Origin of the sequence: Streptomyces sp. NPDC001832 (assembly GCF_040297265.1) — a bacterium.
GTDB lineage: Bacteria > Actinomycetota > Actinomycetes > Streptomycetales > Streptomycetaceae > Streptomyces.
On record NZ_JBEOYU010000001.1, the window covers coordinates 427,282 to 453,248 of the forward strand.

The window sequence follows — 25,967 nt, forward strand, 5'->3', positions numbered from 1 at the left end:
TTGGTGCGTGCGGGTCGTACGGGGCGTGCTGCGACAGGTACTCAGCCCTTGACGGCTCCGGCGGACATGCCGGTGACCAGATGGCGCTGGGCGAAGAGGAAGACCAGGGCCGCGGGTATCGCGATGAGCACGGACGCGGCGGTCATCGGCCCCCACTGCGCTCCGTACTGGTTGACGAAGAGCTGCAGTCCGCCTGCGAGGGTGAGGTTGTCCTCGCCGACCATGAAGGCGGAGGCGTACGCCACTTCGCCCCACGCGGTGATGAAGGAGTAGAACGCGGTGACGGCGAGGCCGGGCTTGGCGAGCGGCAGGACGAGCCGCCAGAACGTGCCGAACGGGGTGAGGCCGTCGACCTGCCCGGACTCGTCGATCTCGCGCGGGATGGTGTCGAAGAAGCCCTTCATCATCCAGGCACAGAACGGCACCGAGATGGTGAGGTAGGTGATGACGAGGCCGGCGGGCTGATTCAGCAGCCCCATGCCCGACATGATGTTGTAGATCGGCACGATGAGGACGGCGACCGGGAACATCTGCGTGATCAGCAGCGTCCACATCAGCCCGCGCTTGCCGGGGAAGCGGAAGCGGCTGACGGCGTAGCCCGTGGAGGCGGAGACGATGACGCCAAGAAGCGTGGTGAGCCCGGCGATGAGCAGGGAGTTACCGAACCAGGTGAGGAACTTCGTGTTCTGGATCAGGTTCGCGTAGTTCTCGAAGGTCGTCTCTTTGAAGAAGTCCGTGGTGGTTGCGTACGCGGCGGGCTTCAGCGAGGTGAGCAGGACCCACAGCACGGGGAAGACGGCGATCACGGACGCGACGATGAGCGTGAGGTGCAGCCCGACGGAGGCGATCGGCGAACGCTCGCCGCGCAGCCTGACCTTGCGCACGGAGTGCCGTGCGGCGGCCGCCGGGGCGGTGGTTGCGGGGGCAGTGGTCACCAGTCGTCTCCCTGTGTGCGGAGGACTCGCCGGTACACGGCGGCGAAGATCAGCAGGAGTACGAGGATCAGCACGCCCCAGGTGGAGGACTGCGCGAAGTCGCGCGGGCTGATCTCGAAGGAGAACTTGTACGCCTGAGTGACCAGAATCTGGGTGGCTTCACCAGGTCCGCCGCGGGTCAGCAGGAAGATCACCGGGAACATGTTGAAGGTCCAGATGGTGGAGAGCAGGATCACCGTGCTGGAAACCGGCCGCAGTCCGGGCAGTGTGATGTGGCAAAACCGCTGCCAGGCGGTGGCGCCGTCCATCTCCGCGGCCTCGTACTGCTCGCTGGGGATCGACTGCAGTCCGCCGAGCAGGGCGACCAGCATGAACGGCACGCCGAGCCAGACGTTGACGGCGATGACGGAGAACTTCGCCCAGGTGGGGTCGTTCAGCCACGGAATGCCGTCGATTCCGCCGCCGGAGAGGATCTTGTTGAGCAGCCCGCGGTCCTCGTTGTAGAGGAAGCGCCAGGCGAAGACGGAGACGAAGCCGGGGATGGCCCAGGGCAGGATGAGCGCCATCCGGTACGCGGAGCGTCCGGCGATACGGCGGTTGAGGATGTTGGCGAGGGCCATGCCGAGACAGAAGGTGATGGCCACACAGGAGACCGTCCACACCAGGGTCCACCCGAGTGTGCCGAGGAACTGATCACCGGTGAGTGCGTCGGCGTAGTTGTCCAGGCCCACGAACTCGTATGTGGCGGGCATGTGGTTGACACCGATGGACCGCTCGACGTTGCGCTCATTGGCATCGGTCATCGACAGGTAGATGCCGCGGACCAGCGGATAGCCGATGATCACGCCGATCACGACCACGACCGGGGCGACCATGGTCCAGGCGTACCAGTGCGTCGACAGAGCCCGCCGGACCCTGCTCGGCGGTGGGGGGTTGCCAGTACCGCGGCTCCGGCCGCGGGCGATGTCGTCGCCCGCGCCCTTCGCCACCGACCGGCTGGTGTGGACGGCCATCAGTCGGCCTGCCTTCCTGTTACTTCCAGCCCTTGAGGAGCTTGCGGTAGGAGTCACCGGTCGTCTTGACGGCCTTCTCCGGCGTGGTCTGGCTGGTCAGGACCTTGGTGTACTCGGTGACGAGCGGCGCGAAGAGGCTGCCGGTCTCAGGGATCCAGGGGCGTTCGACGGCGGTATCGATGACGGGCTTGAAGAAGCCGACGATCTCGTTGTCGACGACGTCCTGCTTCGCGTAGGCGGAAGTGCGTGTCGGCAGGAGGCTCAGCTCCTTGGTGACCTTGGCCTGGGTGTCGGCGGACGTCATGTAGTCGACGAACGCGTAGGAGGCGTCGAGGTTCTTCGAGCCCGCGTAGACGGCCAGGTTGTGACCGCCCTGCGGGGCGCCCTGCGCGGCCGAGCCGGCCGGGACCGGGGCGATACCCAGGTTGGCCTTGTCCTTGAACTCCTTGCCGGCGTAGGTGTCGGCGACGGCCCACGGGCCATTGATCATCATGGCGACCTTGCCGTCCTTGAAGGACGCCTGCATGTTCTCCCAGCCGTCCGTGGCATCGGTCTTGGCGGCACCGGAGTCGACGAGGTCCTTGACGACCTTCATCGCCTTGACGCCCTCGGGGTTGTCGATCGTGACGGACTTGATGGAGGCGTCGACCATGTCGCCGCCCTCGCCGTAGAGGAAGGAGAGGAACCAGTACGCGTCATCGCCGCGCAGGTACATGCCGGTCTTGCCGGTTTTGTCCTTGATTCTCTTGGAGACGGTCTTCAGTTCGTCGACGGTCCTGGGGACCTCGACACCGGCCTCCTTGAAGATCTTCTTGTTGTAGAAGATGCCCATGGAGTCGATGACCTGCGGAACCGCGTACGTCTTGCCGTTGTACTCGGTGGACGCGGCGGCCTGCTTCAGGAAGTCGTCCGGCTTGTGCAGGGCGGGTGTGCCGTCGAGCGGGGCCAGGTAGCCGAGGTCCGCGAACTCGGGGGTCCAGGCGACCTCGGAGCGGATGACGTCGGGGGCGTCGGAGCCGGACTGGGCCGCGTTCTTGAACTTGTTCTGCGCGTCACCGAAGGGCACGTTGACGTACTTGATGCGGACCTTCGGGTGCTGCTTGGTGAAGTCCTCAGCGATCTTCTTGAAGACCTTGTCCTCACTGCCGGCGGTGGAGGTGTCCCACCACGTCACCGTGCCGGAGAGCTCGCCCGAGCTCTTGCTCGTGCCGTCGGACTCGCTGCCGCAGGCCGTCGCCGCGAGCGCCAGGGCCGCGACCAGGGCGGTGGCCGTTATGCCACGTCGCATCTGAACTCCTTCAACTGCCGTACCGCTCCGTCGCGGCGCCGGGTCGACGTGGAACGTAACAAGGATGAAAGAACACCGAAAGAGCTTGCGGACGATTTCTGCAAGCATTGACGATCGTTACATTCGCGTGTCCTCACGGTTGCCGTCAAGCCTCTTGACGCGAGCCGCTAATCCTTGACAGTGACGGGCCACAGCACACGATTTCATCGTGCGACGATCTGACTTCGGTCCACAATCCGGGCTCGCAAGACTTTGCAAGATGTTGCCGCGATGCCACCCCGGACCACCCCGCGGGTACGGTCGTCCGATTCCTGCGGATGGTGGGCAATCCGACATACGCCCGGTACAGTCCACTTCCATGACCGCACGGCTTGCCGATATCGCAACTCAGGCGGGGGTCAGCGAGGCGACGGTCAGCCGTGTACTGAACGGCAAGCCCGGCGTCGCAGCGGCCACCCGTGAATCCGTTCTCGCCGCGCTCGACGTTCTCGGCTACGAACGGCCGGTACGGCTGCGCAGGCGCAGCGCGGGACTGGTCGGGCTGATCACGCCCGAGCTGGAGAACCCCATCTTTCCGGCGCTGGCCCAAGTCATCGGCCAGGCGCTGACCCGGCAGGGCTATACCCCCGTGCTGGCGACTCAGACCCCCGGCGGCTCCACCGAGGACGAGCTGACCGAGATGCTGGTCGACCGCGGCGTCTCAGGCATCATCTTCGTCTCCGGGCTGCACGCCGACACTTCGGCCGATATGCAGCGCTACGAACAACTGCGCGCCCAGGGTGTCCCGTTCGTCCTGGTCAACGGCTTCTCACCCAAGGTCCGGGCGCCGTTCATCTCGCCGGACGACCGGGCCGCGATGCGGCTCGCGGTGACGCACCTCGTGTCGCTGGGCCATCAGCGGATCGGGCTGGCAGTCGGGCCCAAGCGGTTCGTGCCGGTCCTGCGCAAGATCGAGGGGTTCCGTTCCACCGTGCAGGAGCAGTTGAATCTCGCCCCGGACGAGGTGGAGGAGCTGATCCAGCACTCGCTGTTCACCCTGGAGGGCGGGCAGGCCGCCGCGGCGGCGCTGATGGAGCGGGGTTGCACGGCCGTGGTATGCGCGAGCGACATGATGGCGCTCGGCGCGATCAGGGCCGCCCGCCGACTGTCGATGGACGTGCCGCACGATCTGTCGGTGGTCGGTTTCGACGACTCGCCGCTCATAGCGTTCACCGACCCGCCACTGACGACGATCCGTCAGCCGGTGACGGCGATGGGGCAGGCCGCGGTGCGTACCCTCCTCGAGGAGATCGGCGGCACACCCGCTCCGCACAGCGAGTTCGTCTTCATGCCCGAACTGGTTGTTCGCGGTTCAACGGCCGCGGGTCCCGGACCCGCTCCGGCCTCCGCCGCCGGAACCGTCCCAGGACCGCACGCCCGCTCCTAGGGCGTCCGGCACGCAGTCGCAGCAGGCAGATGCGCAGCCCCAACCCGATCGGAGGATGATCGGGCGGAGGATACATTTCTGGCAGACTCTGTGCCTATGGGTGAATTGAGCGTGACGTTAGAAGCTGTTGTCCAACCCCCGCTGGGCTCGGAACGTCTGGCACGGCCGCTCACTGCGTTGCCGAAATGCCCTAATAGCTCCGCTATGAGGGCACTCCGGCGCCTTGCGATCGACCGCACCAGACGCCCCGAGCTGATCCAGCGGGGGTTGGACAACAGCTTCTTACAGGAAGGCCGGTCGGAGACCACCCCGTCACCCATCGTGGACGACGCGGCCCCTGCGGCGAACGCCGGGCGGCGCAACAGCGGCCTGGCGAGACTGCGTTCCCTGCGATCCCCTCGCCGGCCGCGCATCTGGTTCGAAATCCTGCTGATTGCAGCCAGTTACTGGGTGTACTCACTGGTGCGCAACGCCGTCCCTGAGCAGAAGGCCGAGGCCCTGCACAATGCCGACTGGATCTGGTCGGCCGAGACACATCTGGGCATCGCAGTGGAGCGAACGGTCAACCATGCGGTGAATTCCGTGACATGGCTGATCGTGTCGATGAACTACTACTACGCGACACTGCACTTCATCGTCACCGTCTGTGTACTGGTGTGGCTGTTCCACCGCCACCCCGGCCGTTACGCGGCGGCCCGTCTGGCCCTGTTCGCGACCACGGCCGCGGCACTGCTCGGCTACTACCTGTATCCACTGGCACCGCCGCGCCTGATGAACGGCGGCCACTTCATCGACACCGTCCTGGTGCATCAGACCTGGGGTTCGATGGCCTCGGGCAACTTCAAGAACATGTCGAACCAGTACGCGGCGATGCCCTCGATACACATCGGCTGGTCGCTCTGGTGCGGCCTGACCGTCTTCGGGCTGGCCTCCGCCCCCTGGGCACGCATCCTGGGCCTGCTCTACCCGACGGTCACCCTGTTCGTGATCGTGGCGACCGCCAACCACTTCTGGCTGGACGCGCTGGGTGGCGTGATGTGTCTGGCCTTCGGTTACGCGGTCTCGTACGCCTGGTACGGCTCGCTGCCACACCGCCTCCCGAAGCGGGTGCCGCTGCCGCGGAGGAGGTCGCGGCCGGCCAGTCTGTCCACGGACGCACCGATCCGTGCCGACCGCCCCGCGACGGACGTGACGGCGCGCCGCTGAGGGCTTCGCCCTCGATCGCCTGACAGGCTCGACCGGGCCGGCTGGCCCGCTGCGTCCGGCGATCGGCCCCCGGGGCCCCGGGGGCCGGAGCCCCGAATGAGGCCCTGCGCCTGGGCGCCGCGCCCCTCACGCACCGTAGAACCGCTCCTCCACCACCGCGCGCGCCCGCCGCGTAATCCGCCGGTAGTCATCCAGCATGTCCCCGACATGCCCCGGCTCGTACCCCAAGTACCGCCCCACCGCGGTGAGTTCACGCGGCCCCGACGGAAACGTGTCGCCCGGCCGGCCTCTCACCAGCATCACCGCATTGCGGACCCGTGTCGCCAGCACCCAGGCCTCGTCCAGCGTCTGGGCGTCCTCGCCCGAGATCAGCTCCGCCGCGCACGCCGCGGCCAGCGCCTCGCGGGTACGGGTCGTCCGCAGTCCCGGTTCCACCCAGCCGTGCTGCATCTGCATCAGCTGGACCGTCCACTCGACATCGCTCAGCCCGCCCCGCCCCAGCTTGGTGTGGAGCGTCGGGTCCGCGCCGCGCGGCAGCCGTTCGGACTCCATCCGGGCCTTCAAACGCCGGATCTCGCGGACCGCGTCCTCCCCGAGACCCTCCATCGGGTAGCGCAGCGGATCGATCAACTCGATGAAGTCACGGCCGAGTTCCTCGTCACCGGCCATCGGCTCGGCGCGCAGCAGCGCCTGGCTCTCCCAGACCAGAGACCACCGCCGGTAGTAGGCCTCGTACGACCCCAGCGTACGTACCAACGGCCCGCTCTTGCCCTCCGGTCGCAGATCCGCATCGATGATCAACGGCGGGTCGGTGGTGGGCAGTTGCAGCAGTCTCCGCATCTCGGATACCACCTGATTCGCGGCCCGGCCCGCCTCCTGCTCGTCGACGCCCTCGCGCGGCGAGTGGACGAACAGCACATCGGCGTCGGAGCCGTATCCGAGCTCGTGTCCGCCGAAACGGCCCATGCCGATGACCGCGAACCGGGTGGGGAGGGTGTCCCCCCACTGTTCGCGTACGGCGGCGCGCAGGGCGCCCGCGATCGTGACGGCGTTGAGATCGGTGACGGCGTTGCCGACCCGGTCGACAAGGGCCCCGGGATCCTCCTCGGCGGGGCGCTCCTCCGTACCGTACGAGCCGATGAGGTCCGCGGCCGTGGTCCGGAACAGCTCGCGCCGACGCACCCCGCGGACCGCGGCGACGGCGGATTCGGCACCCTCCGCACGCCCCACCGCGGCCAGTACCTCCTGCTCCAAGTGCTCCCGACTGCGCGGCTTCAGCCCCTGTGGATCGCCCAGGATCGCCACCGCTTCGGGCGCACGAAGGAGCAGGTCGGGGGCGAGCCGGCCGGCCGAGAGCACCCGGGCGAGGTTCTCCGCGGCCGCACCCTCGTCCCGCAGCAGCCGCAGGTACCAGGGGGTCTTGCCGAGTGCGTCGGACACCTTGCGGAAACCGAGCAGCCCGGCGTCCGGATCGGCGGAGTCCGCGAACCAGCCGAGCAGCACCGGAAGCAGGGTGCGCTGGATGGCGGCCTTGCGGGACACCCCGGACGACAGCGCCTCCAGGTGCCGGAGCGCGGCGGCCGGGTCGGCGTATCCGAGGGCTTCGAGCCGGTGCTTGGCCGCCTTCGCGCTGAGCCGGGACTCACCGGGCGCGAGCTGGGCGACGGCGTCGAGCAGCGGCCGGTAGAACAGCTTCTCGTGCAGCCGCCGCACCACGGAGGTGTGCCGCTTCCACGCCTGGTTGAGCTCGGTGATCGGGTCCGTACGCATCCCGAGGGAGCGCCCGAGCCGCCGCAGATCCGGCTCGTCCTCCGGGACCAGATGGGTGCGGCGCAGCCGGTAGAGCTGGATGCGGTGTTCCATGGCGCGCAGGAAGCGGTACGCGTCGTCCAGTTGCGCGGCGTCCACCCGCCCCACATAGCCGCCCGCGGCGAGCGCCCGCAGGGCCTCCAGGGTGGCGCCGCTGTGCAGGGTGGCGTCGCTGCGGCCGTGCACCAGCTGGAGCAGCTGTACGGCGAATTCGACGTCCCGCAGCCCGCCGGGACCGAGCTTGATCTCGCGGTCGATGCGGTCGGCGGGGATGTTGTCGACGACTCGGCGGCGCATCTTCTGTACATCGGCGACGAAGTTCTCGCGGTCCGCGGCCTGCCATACGAGCGGCGAGACGGCCTCGACGTACTCCGCACCCAGTTCGGGGTCGCCGGCCACCGGCCGGGCCTTGAGGAGCGCCTGGAACTCCCAGGTCTTGGCCCAGCGCTGGTAGTACGCGAGGTGCGAGGAAAGCGTCCGCACGAGGGGCCCGTTGCGGCCTTCGGGGCGGAGGTTGGCGTCGACGGGCCAGATGGTGCCCTCGACGGTCGTGTCGGAGCAGATCCGCATCATGTGCGCGGCCAGTCGGGTGGCGGCCTGTACGGCTGCGCTCTCCTCGTAGCCGTCGGCCGGTTCCGCGACGAAGATGACGTCGACGTCGGAGACATAGTTCAGCTCATGCCCACCGCACTTGCCCATCGCGATGACGGCGAGCCGGCACTGGGCGGCGTCGGAGGGTGCGGCGGTACGGGCGATGGCGAGTGCCGCCCGCAGGGTCGCCGTGGCCAGATCGGCCAGTTCGGCGGCGGCCTCGGCGACGTCCGTCGTGCCGCACACATCGCGGGCCGCTATGGCCAGCAGGCAGCGGCGGTAGGCGACGCGCAGCGAGTCGGGGTCGTTGGCCCCGGCGAGCCCCTGCTCGAATTCGGCCACACCGGGGTGCAGATCGGTTGCCTCGTAGGTGACGAGCGCATGCCAGTCACGGGGGTGGCGGGCGAGATGGTCCCCGAGCGCCTCGGACGCCCCCAGCACCCCGAGCAGCCGGTCCCGCAGCGGTTTGGCGGTGACGAGGGTGTCCAGGAAGATCTGCCGCTCGTCCGGCTCCTCGGCCTCCACCAGCCGGACGACGCCACGCAGTGCCAGATCGGGGTCGGCGGTGGCCCCGAGGGCGTCGAGAAGCACCGGATCGGAGCGTACGGACGACAGCTCGGGCAGGTCGAGAAGCCGCTCGGCGGCTGAGGGATCGGTGAAGCCGTGCCGCAGCAGTCGGGTGAATGTACTGCTCCTGCGCCCCGGCACCGTCGTCATTCCGTGCTCTCCTGCTCGCCGCCCGCACACCTTCCAGCGTCCGAGCCTAGGCCCCGCACCGATGAATTCGTAGCAGCTGCGCCGCGCCTACAGCACCGGCAGCAGGTTCTTCAGCTCGAAGGCCGTGACCTCGCTGCGGTACGCCTCCCACTCCTGCTTCTTGTTGCGCAGAAAGAAGTCGAAGACGTGCTCGCCCAGCGTCTCGGCGACCAGTTCGCTCCTCTCCATCAGCGAGATCGCCTCGCCGAGGTTCTGCGGCAGGGGCTCGATGCCCATCGCGCGGCGCTCCGCGTCGGACAGTGCCCAGACGTCGTCGTCGGCGCCGGCCGGGAGTTCGTAGCCGCCCTCTATGCCCTTGAGGCCCGCGGCGAGCAGCACCGCGTACGTCAGGTAGGGATTGGCGCCGGAATCGATGGAGCGGACCTCGACGCGGGCGGAGCCGGTCTTGCCGGGCTTGTACATCGGGACGCGGATGAGCGCGGAGCGGTTGTTGTGGCCCCAGCAGATGTACGAGGGGGCCTCGCCGCCGGCGCCTGCTGCTCGGGAGGAGCCGCCCCAGATGCGCTTGTAGGAGTTGACCCACTGGTTCGTCACGGCGGAGATCTCCGCGGCGTGGGTGAGCAGACCGGCGATGAAGGAGCGGCCGACCTTGGACAGCTGGTACTCGGCGCCCGACTCGTAGAAGGCGTTGCGGTCGCCCTCGAAGAGGGAGAGGTGGGTGTGCATGCCGGAGCCGGGGTACTCGGAGAACGGTTTCGGCATGAACGTCGCCTGCACGCCCTGCTCCAGCGCGACCTGCTTCATCACCAGACGGAACGTCATGATGTTGTCGGCGGTGGAGAGCGCGTCCGCGTATCGCAGGTCGATCTCCTGCTGGCCGGGGGCGCCCTCGTGGTGGCTGAACTCGACCGAGATGCCCATGGATTCGAGCATGGTGATCGCCTGGCGGCGGAAGTCCATGCCGACGTTCTGCGGGGTGTGGTCGAAGTAGCCGGAACTGTCGGCGGGGGTGGGGCGGCTGCCGTCGACCGGCTTGTTCTTCAGCAGGAAGAACTCGATCTCCGGGTGGGTGTAGAAGGTGAAGCCCAGGTCGGAGGTCTTGGCGAGGATGCGCTTGAGGACATAACGCGGGTCCGCGAAGGACGGCGAGCCGTCGGGCATCAGGATGTCGCAGAACATCCGGGCCGTGCCGGGAGCCTCCGCGCGCCACGGCAGGATCTGGAACGTACCCGGGTCCGGCTTGGCGATCATGTCGGACTCGTACACCCGGGCAAAGCCCTCGATGGCCGAGCCGTCGAAGCCGATGCCCTCGTCAAACGCCTGCTCCAGCTCGGCGGGGGCCACGGCAACGGATTTGAGGTAGCCGAGGACATCGGTGAACCACAGCCGTACGAAGCGGATGTCGCGCTCCTCAAGCGTTCTGAGGACGAATTCCTGCTGCTTGTCCATAGCCACATCCTTGCAGTTCAGACGGTTTGTGCACCACCGCCCGGGATAGGGGAGAAGCTCCAGTATCACGACCCGGGATTTCACCCAGATTACGCACACGACGTGACGTGGAGCACCCGGCCACCCACTACGATCGGCGCCCATGGTGCGCACGGGGTGGAGCGGCCTCGCAACTGTCCGGTACGCACCGGATTCACCGACCTGCTTGGGCCGACCATCACATGCGGGGCGACGCCGCCCCCCATGTGCCGGTCGGTCTTGTTGTCCCTCCCCGCCCCCTTCGCAGAAGGACCTGACGACATGAGCTTGGACCGCAGGACCCGCATGGAGCAGATGCGCAACGCCGACCGCGCACGGGAGCGACGCAACCGTGTCCTGGCCATAAGCCTGAGCGTCCTCGTCGTCGCGGGCCTGGTCGGTTTCGGCTCGTACATGGTGCTGGACAAGTCCGAGGCATCGGAGAAGAAGCAGGCCGCTCAGGCGGAGGACGCCAAGCCGTCCGCGGCGGAGCAGAAGAAGCTCGCCGCCGAGCCGATCGAGGGGCTGAAGACATGGGATGCGAAGAAGCTGACCCGCAACCACGTCACCGAGACCGTGACGTACCCGATGAAGCCCCCGGTCGGCGGTGACCACAGCCCCGTGTGGATGAACTGCGACGGCGAGGTGTACAAGAAGTCGATCCCCGACATGAATGCCGTGCACTCGCTGGAGCACGGATCGGTGTGGGTGACGTACACGGACAAGGCCCCGGACGCCGATGTGGCGAAGCTCGCCGAGCGGGTCGGCAGGACACCGTACTCGCTGATGAGCCCGTACGAGGGCCAGGCCGGGACGATCATGCTGAGTGCCTGGGGCCATCAGGTGACGGTGGACAGCGCCGACGACCGACGGGTCGACCAGTTCTTCGCCAAGTTCGTCCAGGGGCCGCAGACGCCCGAGCCCGGTGCGGCGTGCACGGGCGGAACGGGGGCCCAGTGACCACGGTGGAACGCGACCGGCGCATCCAGTGGGTGGCGGGCTCCGCCGTCGTGCTCGCGCTGCTGTTCGCGGGGGTGGCGACGGTCGCCTCCGCGCGGGACGACCGTGCGGACCACGCCGCCGCCCCCACCCCACGCGCACCCGCCGTGGATTCGGCGGACGCCGGTTTCGCCCGCGACATGGCGGTCCACCATCAGCAGGCCGTCGAGATGTCCTTCATCGTGCGTGACCGTACGGAGAACGAGGAGGTACGCCGTCTCGCGTACGACATCGCCAATACGCAGGCCAACCAGCGCGGCATGATGCTCGGTTGGCTGGACCTGTGGGAGCTGCCGAAGGCGGCCGTCGGGCAGCCGATGGCCTGGATGGCGGCCGGGCACGAGGGACACACGATGGACGGCATGGACGGAATGGCGGGCATGGGGGCCGGATACCAGGCCCATGACGGCTCCCTCATGCCCGGTATGGCCACCAGGACCGAGCTGGACCGGCTCCGCAGGGCGGACGGCGAAGAGGCCGAGATCCTGTACCTCCAGCTGATGACCGAACACCACAGGGGCGGCATCGACATGGCCCGCGGCTGCGCCCGGCTGTGCACGGTCAAGGTGGAGAAGCGACTGGCCCAGGGAATGGTCGAGGCCCAGCAGTCCGAGCTGGACATGATGGCCCGGATGCTGGCGGCACGAGGGGCCGAGGAGCAGTGAAGCTGATGTGGCCCAGCACCTCGCCGATGAGCAGATCGCCGGCTGGCTGGAGAAGGAAGGTCTGCGCCCGCAGCTGACCGGCTCGCGCACACACAGCCCACTGGCTCGGCACCCCTCACCCACGAGGGGGCCGAGCCGCTGTGCGTACGCGCCGCCGGGCCCTCCATAGCTGCGGCGATACGTTTTTGCGCGCCATACATACGGTGCGGGGGTAGGGTGCTCCCCATGACTCTGAGTAGGTGTGCGACAGACGGACAGTTGTTGCTGTTCGTTGTGCTGCTCATCGGGATCGCTCACTTCCTCAGGGGTGTCGTCACGCGGGTGCCGCAGGCCGCAGAGCCGGTTTCCCTGCCGGGCCGGGCCCATCTCGCTTCGTTTCCGGTGCTGTGCATATAGGAGGGGTGCATCCCCCTCCCCCAGCAGACCGAAATACCGACAACACCCCGAGGTGCTTCCGTCATGCACACTCCACCCAACCGACGCGCCGTACTCGGCGCCGCTGTCGCCACTGCCGGTACGGCAGTCCTGGCCGCCTGCTCCGGCGAATCCGACACAGGCCGCAGCGGCACGAAAGCCGGCGGCGCGAACGCCGACGGCACGAGCCATGGCGGTGCGAACCACGGGACCGCCCCCCGCGGGAAGGCCCAGGGCGAGTACGTCTCCCCCGATGGGGCGGAGGTCGCCGCGGCCGAGGCCGGGCGAGGCTCCGGCCCCGTACACAAGATCCACCTCACCGCCACCCCGTCCCGCCTCGACCTGGGCGGCGGGCTCGTCGTCGGCTCCTGGGCGTACGACGCCCGGCTGCCGGGCAAGGAACTCCGGGTCGCAGTCGGCGACACCCTGGCGCTCACCCTCGCCAACCACCTTCCGGCGACGACCAGCCTGCACTGGCACGGGCTCAATGTGCGCAACGACATGGACGGCGTACCCGACCTGACCCAGCCGCCCATCAAGCAGGGCGCCGAATACGCGTACCGCTTCAAGGTGCCCCACCCGGGAACGTACTGGTTCCATCCGCACACGGGCGTCCAGCAGGACCGCGGTCTGTACGCGCCGCTGATCGTCGACGACCCCAAGGAGCCCCTCAAGTACGACAAGGAGTGGGTCGTCGTCCTCGACGACTGGGTCGACGGCGTGGACGGCTCCACGCCGGACGGGGTGCTCTACGAGCTCAGCGGGGGCAGGGGCGGCATGGACCACGGGTCGGGCCGTACCGGCGAAAGCGATTCGGGCCACGCCGGGCACGGGGGCTCCCCCAAGTTGACCAAGGGCCGCTCCGGCCCTTCACGGATCACGAAGGATTCCTTCAGCAAACTCCTCAAGAGCCACGGGGGTGATGTCGCCTACCCGTACTACCTGATCAACGGCCGCATCCCGAAGGACCCCAGCTCCTTCACCGCCAAGCCCGGTGACCGGATCCGGCTGCGCATCATCAACGCGGGCGGTGACACCGCTTTCCGTGTCGCGCTCGGCGGCCACCAAATGACCATCACCCACACCGACGGCTACCCGGTCCGGCACACCACGACGGACGCCCTGCTGCTGGGCATGAGCGAGCGGTACGACGTGCTGGTCACCGCCGGGGACGGGGTGTTCCCGCTGACGGCTCTCGCCGAGGGCAAGAAGGCGTCGGCACTGGCCCTGCTGCGCACCGGACGGGGCGCGGCGCCCGCCGCCTCCGTACGGCCGAAGGAGCTGGACGGAAAACTGGTGGAGGCGTTCGAACTGTCGCCGGACGAATCCGTGGCGCTGTCCGTCCGCGAGCCCGACCGGACCCTGCGGTTCAGGATGACCGGCAACATGGGCGCGTACAACTGGGCCTTCGACCACAAGCCGTACGATCCCAAGCAGCGCCATCCGGTCAAGGCGGGCGAGCGGGTCCGGATGGAGTTCTACAACGTCACGGAGATGTGGCACCCCATTCATCTGCACGGACACGCGTTCGGGCTGGTGGGCGACGCGGGGCCGAGCCGCCGGGCCTCCCATCGGGGCCAAGCGGCCTGGGCGCGCAAGGACACCGCGATCATCCGGCCGAACAGCTCGCTGGCCGTGGAGTTCGACGCGGACAACCCGGGCCTCTGGATGCTCCACTGCCACAACATCTACCACTCGGACGTGGGCATGATGACGGTCCTCGGCTACCGCCGCTAGGGCGTGTTTAACCCGTTCCTGGCGGGCGGCCTTGCGGTTGCGCGGCCCGCCAGGATATCGCGTCAGTCAGACGATTACACTGGTGCGCGTGCCTCAACTACGCCTCGCACTGAACCAGATCGACTCGACCGTCGGTGATCTCTCCGGCAATGCCGAGGCGATCGTCCACTGGACCCGGCACTCCGCCGAACAGGGTGCCCATCTGGTGGCGTTCCCCGAGATGATGCTGACCGGCTACCCCGTCGAGGACCTGGCCCTGCGGTCGTCGTTCGTCGAGGCCTCGCGTCAGGCGCTGCGCGCACTCGCCGCCCGTCTCGACGCGGAGGGCTTCGGGGAGCTGCCGGTCGTCGTCGGTTACCTCGACCGCTCCGAGACGGCCCAGCCGCGCTACGGGCAGCCTGCCGGCGCCCCGCAGAACGCCGCCGCGGTGCTGCACCGCGGGCAGGTCGCGCTGACCTTCGCCAAGCACCACCTGCCCAATTACGGCGTCTTCGACGAGTTCCGGTACTTCGTACCAGGCGACTCGATGCCGGTCATACGGGTCCACGGCGTCGATGTGGCACTCGCGATCTGCGAGGACCTCTGGCAGGAAGGCGGCCGAGTGCCGGCCGCACGCGCCGCCGGTGCCGGGCTGCTGCTGTCGGTAAACGCCTCGCCGTACGAGCGGGACAAGGACGACACCCGGCTGGAACTGGTGCGCAAGCGTGCCCAGGAGGCCGGCTGCACCACCGCGTATCTGGCGATGATCGGCGGCCAGGACGAGCTGGTCTTCGACGGCGACTCGATCGTCGTCGACCGGAACGGCGAAGTGATCGCCCGCGCCCCGCAGTTCGCCGAGGGCAGCGTCGTCCTCGACCTGGACCTGCCGGCCGCCGCGGCCGAGGCGCCGTCCGGTGTCGTGAACGACGGTCTGCGGATCGAGCGTGTGGTGCTCTCCGAGGAGCCCCTCCCGGCGTACGACACGGAACTGACCGGCGGTTACGCGGAGCGGCTCGACGACGACGAGGAGCTGTACACGGCGCTGGTCGTGGGCCTGCGCGCGTACGCCGCCAAGAACGGCTTCAGCAGTGTGCTGATCGGACTCTCCGGCGGGATCGACTCGGCGCTGGTCGCGGCCATCGCCTGCGACGCGCTGGGCGCACAGAACGTGTACGGCATCTCGATGCCGTCGAAGTACTCCTCGGACCACTCCAAGGACGACGCGGCCGAGCTGGCCCGCCGCACCGGGCTGAAATTCCGCACCGTACCGATCGAGCCGATGTTCGATGCGTACATGGGCTCGCTGGGGCTCACCGGCCTCGCCGAGGAGAACCTCCAGTCCCGGCTGCGCGGCACGATGCTGATGGCCGTCTCCAACCAGGAGGGCCACATCGTCCTCGCGCCGGGCAACAAATCCGAACTGGCGGTCGGCTACTCAACGCTGTACGGCGACTCGGTCGGGGCGTACGGCCCGATCAAGGACGTCTACAAGACGTCGATCTTCCGACTTGCCAAGTGGCGCAACCGTGCCGCCGAGGAACGCGGGCAGACCCCGCCGATTCCGGAGGCGTCCATCACCAAGCCGCCCAGCGCCGAGCTGCGGCCGGGACAGGTCGACACGGACTCGCTGCCCGACTACGACGTACTGGACCGGATCCTGGAGCTGTATGTCGACCGGGACCAGGGGCTGGACGAAATCGTCGCGGCCGGGTTCGACGAGGCGCTGGTGACGAAGACGCTGCGGCTGGTGGACACGGCCGAGTACAAGCGGCGGCAGTACCCGCCGGGCACGAAGATCTCCCCGAAGGGCTTCGGCAAGGACCGGCGGCTGCCGATCACCAACCGGTGGCGCGAGTCGGGGTGAGCGCGGCTTCACCAGGGCCGTCCGGTGGCCGCTTCGTCCATGGACGCGGGCGGCGACACGGCTCAGCGCGTCACCGTCCGGCCTGTGTCACAGCTCTACGCTCGCGGCGACCGGCAGGTGGTCGCTGTCCGTCGCAGGGAGCGTCCACGACGACACCGGCTCGACGCCCTTCACCAGGATCTGGTCGATCCGTGCCATCGGGAACGAGGCCGGCCAGCTGAAGCCGAATCCGTCGCCGGCCGCGCCCTGGGTGGACCTCAACTGGGAGGTGACCCCGTTGAGCGAGCGGTCGTTCACCGTGCCGTTGAGGTCGCCGAGCAGGATCACGTTGTCGAGCTGTTCGTCGGCGATGGCCTCGCCCAGGGCGTCCGCGCTGTCGTCGCGCTGGTTGGCGGTGAATCCGGCGTGCAGCTTGACCCGTACGGACGGCAGATGGGCCACGTAGACGGCGACCTCGCCCTCGGGTGTCGTCACCGTGGAACGCATCGCCCGGGTCCAGCCCATCTTGATGTCGACCGGCCGGGTGTCGCTCATCGGGTACTTGCTCCACAGGCCGACGGTCCCCTGCACCGAGTGGTACGGGAAGCGGTCGGCGAGCGCCGCCTCGTACGCCGGCACCTGGCCGCTCGGCAGCTCCTCCAGGGCGATGACGTCGGCGCCGGATTCCGCGACCTGCCGGGCGGTGCCCGCGGGGTCGGGGTTGTCGGCTTTGACGTTGTGGGTGGCCACGGTGAGGTCGCCGCCACTGCCCGACTTGTCGGTGAGCAGCCCGCCGAAGAGATTGAGCCAGGCCACGACCGGCAGCAGCAGGGCGATCAGTGCGGTCGCCGAGCGGCGCATCAGGCCCAGGATCAGCAGCAGCGGGATGAACAGGCCGATCCATGGCAGGAACGTCTCGATGAGGCTGCCCAGGTTGCCGATGGTGTTCGGGATCTCGGCGTGGAAGACCATCACGAGGGTGAGCAGGACCGAGCAGACAGCCAGGACGATTCCGCGCCGCCAGATGCCCTTGTCCCGGGTCCACCTGTCGCGCAGGTTCTGGAAACGAGAGCCGGAACCGGTGCGCTGCGGCTCCGCACTGTCGTTCTCGGTGTCCGCTCCGTACGCCTGCACCATCGCGCTGTCCTCACTGCCTTGCCGTGCATGTTGCCGCACCCCCGACCCTAGGCGATGTGCGGCGTGTTTCCCGCCGTCCACGACGGCTGTACTGCCACGAGGACGAAGGACGGGGTCCGACGAGTTCCGGCCAGGAGAGGTATGCGGGCGCTTGTGACAGAACGATCACACTCGGGCGGGTCCGGGGGCAGGCAGAGCGAGGACGTACACCGGCCCCACTTCCCGTGGACGGCCGCGGGATGCCACCATGTATCCGGTCCGGGGACGCCGTCAGGGCGCCTCGAGATGACGAAGGAGCCGTTGGCAATGTCGCTTCAGGCTGCGCAGAACAAGTCCGCCGCATCCCCCGCGGGTGCCCCCACCGACAGCAGCAAGGCGCTGTACGGAGGCAAGAGCACCCGCCGTGTCTCCATCCATGACATCGCCGCCGCCACCGAGCGCGGCGAGAAGTGGCCCATGCTCACCGCCTATGACGCGATGACCGCGTCCGTCTTCGACGAGGCCGGTATCCCGGTCATGCTCGTCGGCGACTCCATGGGCAACTGTCACCTCGGTTACGAGACCACCGTGCCCGTCACGATGGACGAGATCGCAATCCTTTCCGCCGCTGTCGTACGGGGCACCAAGCGCGCTCTGATCGTCGCCGACCTGCCCTTCGGGGCATACCAGGAAGGGCCCGTCCAGGCCCTGCGCAACGCAACCCGGCTGATCAAGGAGTCCGGTGTCGGTGCGGTCAAGCTGGAAGGCGGTGAGCGCAGCCACGAGCAGATCCGGCTGCTGGTCGACGCCGGTATCCCGGTCATGGCCCACATCGGTCTGACCCCGCAGTCCGTCAACGCGATGGGCTACCGGGTACAGGGCCGCGGCGAGGAGGCCGCCCAGCAGCTGCTGCGCGACGCCAAGGCCGTGCAGGACGCCGGCGCGTTCGCCGTCGTCCTGGAGCTCGTACCGGCCGAGCTGGCTGCCGAGGTCACCCGCACCCTGCACATCCCTACCGTCGGCATCGGTGCCGGTCCAGACACAGACGCCCAGGTGCTGGTCTACACCGACATGGTCGGGCTGACCGGCGGCAAGGTGCCGCGCTTCACCAAGCAGTACGCGAACCTGCGCAAGGTGCTCGGTGACGCGGCGAAGGAGTTCGCGGAAGAGGTCGTGGGAGGCAGCTTCCCGGCCCCTGAGCACACCTTTCACTAACGGCGACCGGCAAGGTTTTAACCGCGACCGGCAAGGTTTGCCCCGGCGTCGCGGCACCCGGGCCTGATCAGCAGGAAAGGCCCCTTGGGCCGATCCGGAAGAAAGGCAAGGCCTGGGCACGGACCACTGCCCGCACTACCGACAGCCCGCCGACATCCCCCATCGGCGGGCTGTCGGCCTGCTGTCGGTGCACTGTCGGTGGCACCTGGTCCCATGGTGGACATGACGCAAAGCGACAAGAACCCCAGGAGCGGCCCGAACGCCGTCGAGGTCCGGGGGCTGGTCAAGCACTACGGCTCGACCAAGGCTCTGGACGGCGTGGACCTCGATGTCCGCGAAGGCACCGTGCTCGGCGTGCTCGGCCCCAACGGCGCCGGCAAGACCACGCTCGTACGCTGCCTGTCCACCCTGATCATCCCCGATGCCGGACACGCCACGGTGGCGGGCTACGACGTGGTGAAGCAGCCCCGGCAGCTGCGTCGCACCATCGGTCTGACCGGGCAGTACGCCTCGGTCGACGAGAAGCTCTCGGGCTGGGAGAACCTCTACATGATCGGGCGGCTGCTCGATCTGCCGCGCAGGGCCGCCCGGTCCCGGGCCGACGAGCTCCTGGAGCGGTTCTCCCTCACCGACGCGGCCAAACGTGCCGCGATGGACTACTCCGGCGGCATGCGGCGCCGGCTCGACCTGGCCGCCTCGATGATCGGCAGCCCCGCAGTCCTCTATCTGGACGAGCCGACGACGGGGCTCGACCCCCGGACCCGTAACGAGGTCTGGGACGAGGTGCAGCGGATGGTCGTGGAGGGGGCGACCGTTCTGCTCACGACCCAGTACATGGAAGAGGCCGAGCAGCTCGCCGATGAGCTCACCGTCATCGACAAGGGCAAGATCATCGCCAGCGGCGGGGTGAACGACCTCAAGGCGAAGGTCGGCGGCCGCACCCTGCAGATCCGGCCCTCGGACCCGGCGCAGCTGCCCGCGATGGCGCAGGCACTCAGGGAGGCCGGTCTCGACGGGGTCGCGGGGGCACAGGCCGTTCCGGACGAGGGACTGCTGTACGTACCGATCCTCAGCGACGAGCAGCTGACGGCCGTCATCGGCCTGCTCGGCACCCGGGGCTTCTCGCTGGCGCATGTCGCCACCGCACTGCCCAGCCTGGACGAGGTCTTCCTGGCCATCACCGGCGAGAAGAGCTCCTCCGCCACCGACACGATCCCCGAGGAGGTCGCGGCATGAGCACGGCGACTCTGACACCCACGCCCGCGCCCACCGGGTCCGCCCGGGCGAAGACGGTCCACGGCGAGGGCCGTATAGGGCTGCGGAGCAATCTGCGACACATCGGGGCGCTGGTGCGGCGCAATCTGCTCCAGATCAAGAAGGATCCGGAGTCGATGTTCGACGCGCTCCTGATGCCGATCGTCTTCACGCTGCTGTTCGTGTACGTGTTCGGCGGATCGGTCGGCAGCAGCATGGGCGGCGGCCGGCAGGAGTATCTGAACTACCTGGTTCCCGGGCTGATGGCCATGATGGGCATGAACATCGCCATGGCGGTCGGAACCGGCGTCAACGACGACTTCCGCAAGGGCGTCATGGACAGGTTCCGGACGATGCCGATCGCCCGTTCCTCGGTGCTCATCGCGAAGATCGTGGTCGAGCTGGGCCGGATGATGGTCGCCACGCTCATCCTGCTGGCCATGGGCTTCGCCCTCGGCATGGAGCTCCAGGGGTCGGTGCTCGGGCTGATCGGGGCGATCGCGCTGTCGGCCGCGTTCGGCGCCGCCATCATGTGGATCTTCATCCTGCTCGGACTGAGCCTGAAGACGTCCCAGGCGGTTCAGGGAATGGGGATGCTCGTGCTGATGCCGCTCCAGTTCGGTTCCTCGATCTTCGCCCCGACGCAGTCGATGCCCGGCTGGCTCCAGTCGTTCACCGACTACAACCCGCTGTCCAATCTGGCGGACGCGGCGCGCGGACTGATGATGGGCGGGCCGGTCGCCCACTCGGTCCTGGTGACGCTCGGCTGGACCGTGGTCATCACCGCGGTGATGGCCCCGCTCGCGGTCGCCAAGTTCCGCAAGAAGTCCTGACCGGTCGTCCGGCCGGGGGGTGCGGTCAGTCCCGGTACGCCTCGGCGAGGGCGGTGGCCTCCTCCAGGGAGAGGCCGCCGCCCTCGGCGTACGCGGTCTCGTAGGCTGCCCGGCCGAGGACGCCGACGGCCAGTCTCTCCGCCTCGGCCCAGTCGTGCCGCTCCATCGACGTCGGTACGTGGCCCCGGGGCAGCAGTCCACGGCCGGCCCCCAGCAGCCGGGCCGCGGCTGCGGCCCGGCTCTCGCCGCCGATGCCGGCCAACGACCGTGCGAGGCCGACGAGATGGATGACGGACATGTGGGGCGCCACCATCTGGGACAGCCGGTCTTGCGACCGGATGAGCGCCGTCAGTCCCTTGGGCAGGGCCACGGCGTACCGGCCGTCCTGGTTGTCCAGCCAGGCCATTCCTCCGAGCACGAAGCCCGCGAAGATGGCCAGCGTCTCGGAGCGGAACTCCTTGCGCACCGCGTCCAGTTGCTCCCGAGCCTCGCCGGTGCGTCCGGTGCGTCCCAGCCACAGGGCGAGACAGAGCCGGGCGGCGGGCATCGCCTCGTGCCCCGCCTGACGGCCTTCCGCCAGCACCCCCCGCAGGATCGTCTCGCCTTCCGCGCCGCGGCCCAGTTCGGTGAGTACGGACGCGTACCGGGTACGCAGGACCGACACCTGGGCCTGTGCGCCGAGCTTCTCCGCATAGCCGATGGCGGCCTTGAAGTCCTCGGCCGCGTGCGTGTATTCACCGCTTTTCTCATGAGCCTCTCCCCGGGAGCAGAGCGCCTCGGCCGTGCAGCAGTCGTCACCGAGCCGGCTGAAGATCTCCAGGCTCTCCTCGGCGTCCGCCCGCGCGTCGCCTGCCCATTCGGGCCGGTTGGCCAGCACACGGGCACGCATCTGGAGGGCCGCGGCCAGCTCCCACTCGTCGCTGAGCTCCCGGCTGGCGCGGACCGTTTCGTCGAGCAGTCGGCGCAGGTCGTCGACCGCGCCGGTCAGCATGACCGCGAAGAACCAGAGCGACGCCGGGGTGCGGCAGGTCTGCGGCTGGCCCGCGCGGTAGGTGTCCGCGATGACGCGCAGCCGGTCCATGCCCCTCGCGTCGGTCCACACGTCCTGGGAGTGGTCCATGCTGCCCAGTTGGACCAGGGCCACTTGGCGCCGTGCTTCCTGGAGCAGTTCGGGCGACATGGGCGGCGGCGCGTCGGTGCAGCGCTCGTGGAGGGACGGCGCGGGTTCGGCGGGCCCGGCGAACGGGTCGGGGCCCAGTGCGGCGGCCATGTCGGCCCAGTGCAGGGCATCGGTGCGCAGATCGCGCATCTGCCAGTACCAGCACAGCGACAGCACCATGCAGAGCGCCTCCTGCTCGTCGCGGGCGGCGACGGCCCGGCGCAGGGCGGTGCGGAGGTTCTCGTACTCGCGCTGGAGAAGGTCGATGGCGGCCCGCTGCCCGGCACCGCGGAGCTCGGGGTCGGCGGTCCGGGCCAGTTCCCGGAAGTGCACCAGGTGGCGCCGCTCCACGGCGTCCCGCTCCGCCACCTCGTCGAGCCGTTCGGCGGCGTACTCACCGACGGTCTCCAGCAGCCGGTAGCGCATCTCGCCGTCGGCGGCGGGCGCTGCGACGACGAGGGACTTGTCGACGAGCGAGCCGAGCAGCCCGGCGACCTCGCGCGCGTCCTGCGGCCCGTCCGCGCAGACGGCCTCGGCCGCGGTCAGGGTGCAGCCGCCCGCGAAGACGGAGAGTCGGCACAGCACGGTGCGTTCGGGTTCGTCGAGCAGGTCCCAGGACCAGTCGACGACGGCGCGCAGGGTCTGCTGACGGGGCAGTACGGTACGGGCCCCGCTGGTGAGCAGACGGAACCGGTCGTCGAGCCGGTCGGCGATCTGGCGCGGGGTGAGCATCCGCAGCCGGGCTGCGGCGAGTTCGATGGCGAGCGGCAGCCCGTCGAGGCGGCGGCAGATCTCGGCGGCGGCAGCCGCGGTCTCCTCGTCCGCGTCGATCCGGAAGCCGGGCTTCGCGGCGGCGCCGCGGTCGGCGAGCAGTCGCAGCGCCATCGGGTCGGGCAGCGGGTCGACGGGTCGGACGAACTCGCCCGGCACCCCGAGGGGTTCACGGCTGGTAGCGAGCACGGTGACACCCGGACAGTGGGCGAGCAGATGGTCGGCGAGGGCGGCGGCGGCCCCGACGAGGTGCTCGCAGTTGTCCAGGAGCAGCAGCATGCGGCGCCGGGAGCAGTGCTCGGTGAGGCGTACGAGGGGGTCGCCCGCGTTCCCCTCGGCGGCCCGGAGCTCCTCGGCGCCCGCTCCGCGCAGCACGGTCTCGCGGGCGCCGATCGCGGTGAGCACGGCCTCCGGTACGGCCTCGGGGTCTTCTACGGGGGCGAGTTCGGCCAGCCAGACGCCGTCCGGCCAGGCGGATCCGACGGATTCGGCGACCTCCTGGGAGAGCCGGGTCTTGCCCGCGCCACCGGGGCCCAGGAGGGTGACGAGCCGGGCGTGCGAGAGGTCCTCGCGCAGGGCGTCCATGTCGTCCTCGCGCCCGACGAAGCTGGTCAGCCTGGCCCGGAGGTTTCCCTGCGGGGCGGTGAGGGGTCGGGTACGGGAGGGCCGGTGCGGCTCGGCCGCCACTGCCGCCGCGACCGGTTGTGCCGAGTCCTGGCGGAGCAACTCGGCGTGCAGGGAGCGCAGTTCGGGTCCGGGGTCGGTGCCGAGGCGGTCGGCGAGTACGGTGCGCACCTCTTCGTACGCGGCCAGCGCCTGTGCCGTACGCCCGGCATCGCGCAGGGCTCGCAGCCGCAGCGCCTGGAGGGCTTCATCGATCGGGTGTTCGGTGCAGAGTGCGACCAGTTCGGGCAGGGCCTCGTCCGCGCGGCCGAGCGCGAGGGCCGCGACGAGCCTGCTGCGGCGGGCGTCCAGGCGCCGTGCCGCCCAACGGGCCGCGACGGCGCCGCGGTCGGGCAGATCGGCCAGGGCCGGTCCGCGCCACAGGGCGAGCGCGTCGTCGAACACGGCCTGGGCCTTCGCCGCGTCGCCCTCCTCCAGCACCCGCGCCCCCTCCCCCGCGAGCCGCTCGAAGCGGTACAGATCGACGGCGTCCGGCTCGGCGGCGAGCCGGTAGCCGCTCTCCCCGGAGGCGATCGCGGCATGGCCGAGGGCCCGCCGGAGCCGGCCGACGAGTGCCTGCAGGGCGCCCACCGCGTCGGCCGGCGGGTCACCGTCCCACACCTCGTCGACGAGCACGGCGGCCGGAACGGTACGGCCGGGACGCAGCGCGAGGACGGTGAGCAGGGCACGCAGCCGCGCCCCACCAATGGCGACGGCCGTGCCGTCGCCGCGGAGTGCCTGGGTGGTCCCGAGAATGCAGTAGCGCACCCGCCTATTCTCCGCGACCGATATCGGAAAGTGGATACACGTACCGCCGTACCCGTGTTCGACGTGTGCCGGGATCGCTCGTCATGCTCCCACCCTTCACGGAATCACCGCCCCGACGCGAGACGTTTGTGACGTGTCGCCGGTACGGTCGCTCTCGCCGCCCGCCGACCCGTCGCCCTTCCTGCCAGCCACCAGGAGTTCGCCGATGACCACCGCAGCAGCCCGCAGCGACCGGCGGATCAGCCCGGTCTTCCTCGGGATCGTCGCCGTGATGGCAGTATCGGGCTGGGCGGTGTGGACGAACTTCGCGCAGCGGCCCGGGATCCCGCTCCTCCTCTTCGTGACAGCGGCCTGGGTGGTGTCGCTCTGTCTGCATGAGTACGCGCATGCCCGCACCGCGCTGCACAGCGGGGACATCTCCATCGGGTCGAAGGGCTATCTGACCCTGAATCCGCTGAATTACACCCATGCGCTGCTGAGCATCGTGCTTCCGGTGCTGTTCGTCATCATGGGCGGTATCGGCCTGCCCGGTGGTGCGGTCTTCATCGAGCGGGGCCGGATCAGCGGACGCTGGAAGCACAGCCTGATCTCGGCGGCGGGCCCGCTGACGAACGTGCTGTTCGCGTTTGTGTGCACCGCGCCGTTCTGGCTGCACGCGCTGGACGGCGTGCCGGTCGGCTTCCAGTACGCGTTGGGATTCCTGGCGCTGCTCCAGGTCACCGCGGCGATCCTCAACTTCGTCCCGGTTCCGGGGCTGGACGGCTACGGAGTGATCGAGCCCTGGCTCTCGTACCGGATCCGCAGGCAGGTCGAGCCGTTCGCCCCGTTCGGGCTGATCGCGGTCTTCGGCGTGCTGTGGATCCCCGAGATCAACCACGCGTTCTTCGACGCGATCCACGCGTTGCTGCGGACACTGGGCATCAGCGAGTTCACGACGTACTGCGGATTCGACACCTACCGCTTCTGGCAGGCGGCCGATCCGGCCTGCGCGGTCAACCGCTGAGCGCCGCTCAGCCGGCGGCCTGTGCGCGCTGCCGACGGTGGTAGAACCACGCCATGTTGGACGAGAGCCCGGCCAGCAGCACCCAGACGATCCCGAGCCAGCGGCCCTGGGCGAACGAGATCACGGCCGCGACGACGGCCAGGACGCAGACGGCGATGGCGTAGAGAGCGAGACGGGGCATGGGGGAGGGCTCCTGTCCGGGGTGATGCACGGTCCCGTCCAGTGTCCCCCATGCCCCTTTCCCCTCGCCGCAGGGTGCGCCGGAAACGTGTCCGCTCAGACGTCAGTGGTACGCAGGCCTGCGTGCGCCTTGTAGCGGCGGTTGACCGAGATCAGATTGGCGACCAGCGACTCGACCTGGTGGGCGTTGCGCAGCCGCCCGGCGAAGATGCCGCGCATGCCGGGAATCCGGCCCGCCAGCGCCTGTACGAGGTCCGTGTCGGCGCGGGCCTCGCCCAGCACCAGCACATCGGTGTCGATCTCCTCGATGGCCTCGTCCTGAAGAAGCACCGCCGAGAGGTGATGGAAGGCGGCGGTGACCCGGGACTCCGGCAGCAGAGCGGCGGCCTGCTCGGCGGCGCTGCCCTCCTCTGGCTTGAGGGCATAGGCGCCCTTCTTGTCGAAGCCGAGCGGGTTGACGCAGTCGATGACGAGCTTGCCCGCCAGCTCGTCGCGCAGCGACTCCAGGGTCTTGGCATGGCCGTCCCATGGCACGGCGACGATCACGACGTCGCTGCGCCGGGCGCACTCCGCGTTGTCCGCGCCCTCGACGCCGTGGCCCAGCTCGTCGGCGGCGGTCTGTGCGCGCTCGGCGGCACGGGAGCCGATGATCACCTTCTGCCCGGCGCGGGCGAACCGGTAGGCGAGCCCGCGGCCCTGCGGTCCGGTGCCGCCGAGCACGCCGACGGTCAACCCGGACACATCGGGGAGGTCCCAGGGGTCCTTGGCGGGGGGCTTGGGTGCACTGCCACTGTCATTCGTAGTCATGGCCTCGACACTACTGCCCGCTTCGCCCGGTCTTCGGCCGCGCGATCCAGATCGATCCGCAGGGCCCGTTCGAATGGTTCCGCCGTCGTTCGCCGGTGGCGGGGCCCGG

19 protein-coding genes are annotated in these 25,967 nt (G+C 69.2%); 10 read left to right on the forward strand and 9 right to left on the reverse strand.

The genetic code is table 11. The annotated features are described in order from the left end of the window. Positions 1 to 41 precede the first annotated feature (41 nt). The 3 genes from ABT115_RS01950 to ABT115_RS01960 are packed head-to-tail and all read right to left on the reverse strand — an operon-like array spanning position 42 to position 3,236. Positions 42 to 935 (reverse strand): sugar ABC transporter permease, encoded by an 894-nt coding sequence (locus tag ABT115_RS01950; protein ID WP_351782873.1) that lies wholly within the window; start codon positions 933 to 935, stop codon positions 42 to 44. Next, the gene (locus tag ABT115_RS01955) at positions 932 to 1,948 is read right to left on the reverse strand and encodes a carbohydrate ABC transporter permease (RefSeq protein WP_351782876.1); all 1,017 of its coding nucleotides are present in this window, start codon (positions 1,946 to 1,948) and stop codon (positions 932 to 934) included. The genes ABT115_RS01950 and ABT115_RS01955 overlap by 4 nt, the downstream gene beginning before the upstream one ends. Positions 1,949 to 1,967: 19 nt before the next feature. Continuing rightward, positions 1,968 to 3,236 carry an extracellular solute-binding protein gene (locus tag ABT115_RS01960; protein WP_351782879.1) on the reverse strand — a complete coding sequence of 423 codons (1,269 nt, stop codon included), beginning with the start codon at positions 3,234 to 3,236 and terminating at the stop codon, positions 1,968 to 1,970. A gap of 358 nt (positions 3,237 to 3,594) precedes the next feature. Between ABT115_RS01960 and ABT115_RS01965 the strand changes: the two genes are divergently transcribed. Further along, positions 3,595 to 4,662, forward strand: a complete 1,068-nt coding sequence (locus ABT115_RS01965) for a LacI family DNA-binding transcriptional regulator (RefSeq protein WP_351782882.1) — start codon at positions 3,595 to 3,597, stop codon at positions 4,660 to 4,662. 321 nt (positions 4,663 to 4,983) lie between these two features. Then, entirely contained in the window at positions 4,984 to 5,868 is an 885-nt protein-coding gene (locus tag ABT115_RS01970; RefSeq protein WP_351783062.1) for a phosphatase PAP2 family protein, read from the forward strand. Between the two features lie 126 nt (positions 5,869 to 5,994). On the opposite strand, the gene ABT115_RS01975 is transcribed toward ABT115_RS01970, so the two are convergent. Next, the gene (locus ABT115_RS01975) at positions 5,995 to 8,985 is read right to left on the reverse strand and encodes a bifunctional [glutamine synthetase] adenylyltransferase/[glutamine synthetase]-adenylyl-L-tyrosine phosphorylase (RefSeq protein WP_351782885.1); all 2,991 of its coding nucleotides are present in this window, start codon (positions 8,983 to 8,985) and stop codon (positions 5,995 to 5,997) included. An 87-nt stretch (positions 8,986 to 9,072) separates the two neighbouring features. Beyond that, complete coding sequence (glnA2, locus tag ABT115_RS01980) at positions 9,073 to 10,434, reverse strand: gamma-glutamylpolyamine synthetase GlnA2 (RefSeq protein ID WP_351782888.1); 1,362 nt, start codon at positions 10,432 to 10,434, stop codon at positions 9,073 to 9,075. A 300-nt stretch (positions 10,435 to 10,734) separates the two neighbouring features. Here glnA2 and ABT115_RS01985 point away from each other — a divergent pair, with 300 nt between their 5' ends. From ABT115_RS01985 to ABT115_RS02000, 4 genes are all read left to right on the forward strand, one after another. Next, on the forward strand, positions 10,735 to 11,412 hold the full coding sequence (locus ABT115_RS01985; protein WP_351782891.1) for a thioredoxin-like domain-containing protein: 678 nt from the start codon (positions 10,735 to 10,737) through the stop codon (positions 11,410 to 11,412). Then, a complete protein-coding gene (locus ABT115_RS01990; RefSeq protein WP_502969003.1) occupies positions 11,409 to 12,116 on the forward strand; it encodes a DUF305 domain-containing protein in 708 nt (235 codons plus the stop codon). Before ABT115_RS01985 ends, ABT115_RS01990 begins: the two co-directional genes overlap by 4 nt. Positions 12,117 to 12,575: 459 nt before the next feature. Further along, positions 12,576 to 14,267: a multicopper oxidase family protein gene (locus ABT115_RS01995; protein ID WP_351782893.1), complete on the forward strand. Its 1,692-nt coding sequence runs from the start codon at positions 12,576 to 12,578 to the stop codon at positions 14,265 to 14,267. An 88-nt stretch (positions 14,268 to 14,355) separates the two neighbouring features. Continuing rightward, positions 14,356 to 16,110 (forward strand): NAD+ synthase, encoded by a 1,755-nt coding sequence (locus ABT115_RS02000; RefSeq protein ID WP_351782896.1) that lies wholly within the window; start codon positions 14,356 to 14,358, stop codon positions 16,108 to 16,110. 87 nt (positions 16,111 to 16,197) lie between these two features. Here the strand turns inward: ABT115_RS02000 and ABT115_RS02005 are convergent, their stop codons facing one another. Then, a complete protein-coding gene (locus tag ABT115_RS02005) occupies positions 16,198 to 17,226 on the reverse strand; it encodes an endonuclease/exonuclease/phosphatase family protein (RefSeq protein WP_351782899.1) in 1,029 nt (342 codons plus the stop codon). Positions 17,227 to 17,532: 306 nt separating this feature from the next. On the opposite strand from ABT115_RS02005, the gene panB reads away from it, so the two are divergent. From panB to ABT115_RS02020, 3 genes are all read left to right on the forward strand, one after another. Beyond that, a complete protein-coding gene (gene panB, locus ABT115_RS02010; protein ID WP_351782902.1) occupies positions 17,533 to 18,420 on the forward strand; it encodes a 3-methyl-2-oxobutanoate hydroxymethyltransferase in 888 nt (295 codons plus the stop codon). Positions 18,421 to 18,633: 213 nt separating this feature from the next. After that, positions 18,634 to 19,656: an ATP-binding cassette domain-containing protein gene (locus ABT115_RS02015; protein WP_351782905.1), complete on the forward strand. Its 1,023-nt coding sequence runs from the start codon at positions 18,634 to 18,636 to the stop codon at positions 19,654 to 19,656. Further along, positions 19,653 to 20,507 (forward strand): ABC transporter permease, encoded by an 855-nt coding sequence (locus tag ABT115_RS02020; RefSeq protein ID WP_351782908.1) that lies wholly within the window; start codon positions 19,653 to 19,655, stop codon positions 20,505 to 20,507. Before ABT115_RS02015 ends, ABT115_RS02020 begins: the two co-directional genes overlap by 4 nt. A gap of 25 nt (positions 20,508 to 20,532) precedes the next feature. On the opposite strand, the gene ABT115_RS02025 is transcribed toward ABT115_RS02020, so the two are convergent. Beyond that, on the reverse strand, positions 20,533 to 23,868 hold the full coding sequence (locus ABT115_RS02025) for an ATP-binding protein (RefSeq protein ID WP_351782911.1): 3,336 nt from the start codon (positions 23,866 to 23,868) through the stop codon (positions 20,533 to 20,535). Between the two features lie 205 nt (positions 23,869 to 24,073). On the opposite strand from ABT115_RS02025, the gene ABT115_RS02030 reads away from it, so the two are divergent. Then, complete coding sequence (locus ABT115_RS02030) at positions 24,074 to 24,871, forward strand: site-2 protease family protein (RefSeq protein ID WP_351782914.1); 798 nt, start codon at positions 24,074 to 24,076, stop codon at positions 24,869 to 24,871. Positions 24,872 to 24,878: 7 nt separating this feature from the next. On the opposite strand, the gene ABT115_RS02035 is transcribed toward ABT115_RS02030, so the two are convergent. Together ABT115_RS02035 and npdG are read right to left on the reverse strand one after the other, a co-directional pair. Continuing rightward, positions 24,879 to 25,052, reverse strand: coding sequence for a hypothetical protein (locus ABT115_RS02035; protein ID WP_351782917.1), 174 nt, complete (start codon positions 25,050 to 25,052; stop codon positions 24,879 to 24,881). A gap of 95 nt (positions 25,053 to 25,147) precedes the next feature. Continuing rightward, positions 25,148 to 25,858: an NADPH-dependent F420 reductase gene (npdG, locus tag ABT115_RS02040; protein WP_351782920.1), complete on the reverse strand. Its 711-nt coding sequence runs from the start codon at positions 25,856 to 25,858 to the stop codon at positions 25,148 to 25,150. Positions 25,859 to 25,967 lie beyond the last annotated feature (109 nt).

Coding starts and splice junctions, on each gene's coding strand:
- ABT115_RS02015 (WP_351782905.1), top strand. CDS start 18,634: ATGGTGGACATGACGCAAAGCGACAAGAACCCCAGGAGCGGCCCGAAC.
- ABT115_RS01985 (WP_351782891.1), top strand. CDS start 10,735: ATGAGCTTGGACCGCAGGACCCGCATGGAGCAGATGCGCAACGCCGAC.
- ABT115_RS02005 (WP_351782899.1), bottom strand. CDS start 17,226: ATGGTGCAGGCGTACGGAGCGGACACCGAGAACGACAGTGCGGAGCCG.
- panB (WP_351782902.1), top strand. CDS start 17,533: ATGTCGCTTCAGGCTGCGCAGAACAAGTCCGCCGCATCCCCCGCGGGT.
- glnA2 (WP_351782888.1), bottom strand. CDS start 10,434: ATGGACAAGCAGCAGGAATTCGTCCTCAGAACGCTTGAGGAGCGCGAC.
- ABT115_RS02020 (WP_351782908.1), top strand. CDS start 19,653: ATGAGCACGGCGACTCTGACACCCACGCCCGCGCCCACCGGGTCCGCC.
- ABT115_RS02030 (WP_351782914.1), top strand. CDS start 24,074: ATGACCACCGCAGCAGCCCGCAGCGACCGGCGGATCAGCCCGGTCTTC.
- ABT115_RS01955 (WP_351782876.1), bottom strand. CDS start 1,948: ATGGCCGTCCACACCAGCCGGTCGGTGGCGAAGGGCGCGGGCGACGAC.
- ABT115_RS01960 (WP_351782879.1), bottom strand. CDS start 3,236: ATGCGACGTGGCATAACGGCCACCGCCCTGGTCGCGGCCCTGGCGCTC.
- npdG (WP_351782920.1), bottom strand. CDS start 25,858: ATGACTACGAATGACAGTGGCAGTGCACCCAAGCCCCCCGCCAAGGAC.
- ABT115_RS01965 (WP_351782882.1), top strand. CDS start 3,595: ATGACCGCACGGCTTGCCGATATCGCAACTCAGGCGGGGGTCAGCGAG.
- ABT115_RS01995 (WP_351782893.1), top strand. CDS start 12,576: ATGCACACTCCACCCAACCGACGCGCCGTACTCGGCGCCGCTGTCGCC.
- ABT115_RS02035 (WP_351782917.1), bottom strand. CDS start 25,052: ATGCCCCGTCTCGCTCTCTACGCCATCGCCGTCTGCGTCCTGGCCGTC.
- ABT115_RS01975 (WP_351782885.1), bottom strand. CDS start 8,985: ATGACGACGGTGCCGGGGCGCAGGAGCAGTACATTCACCCGACTGCTG.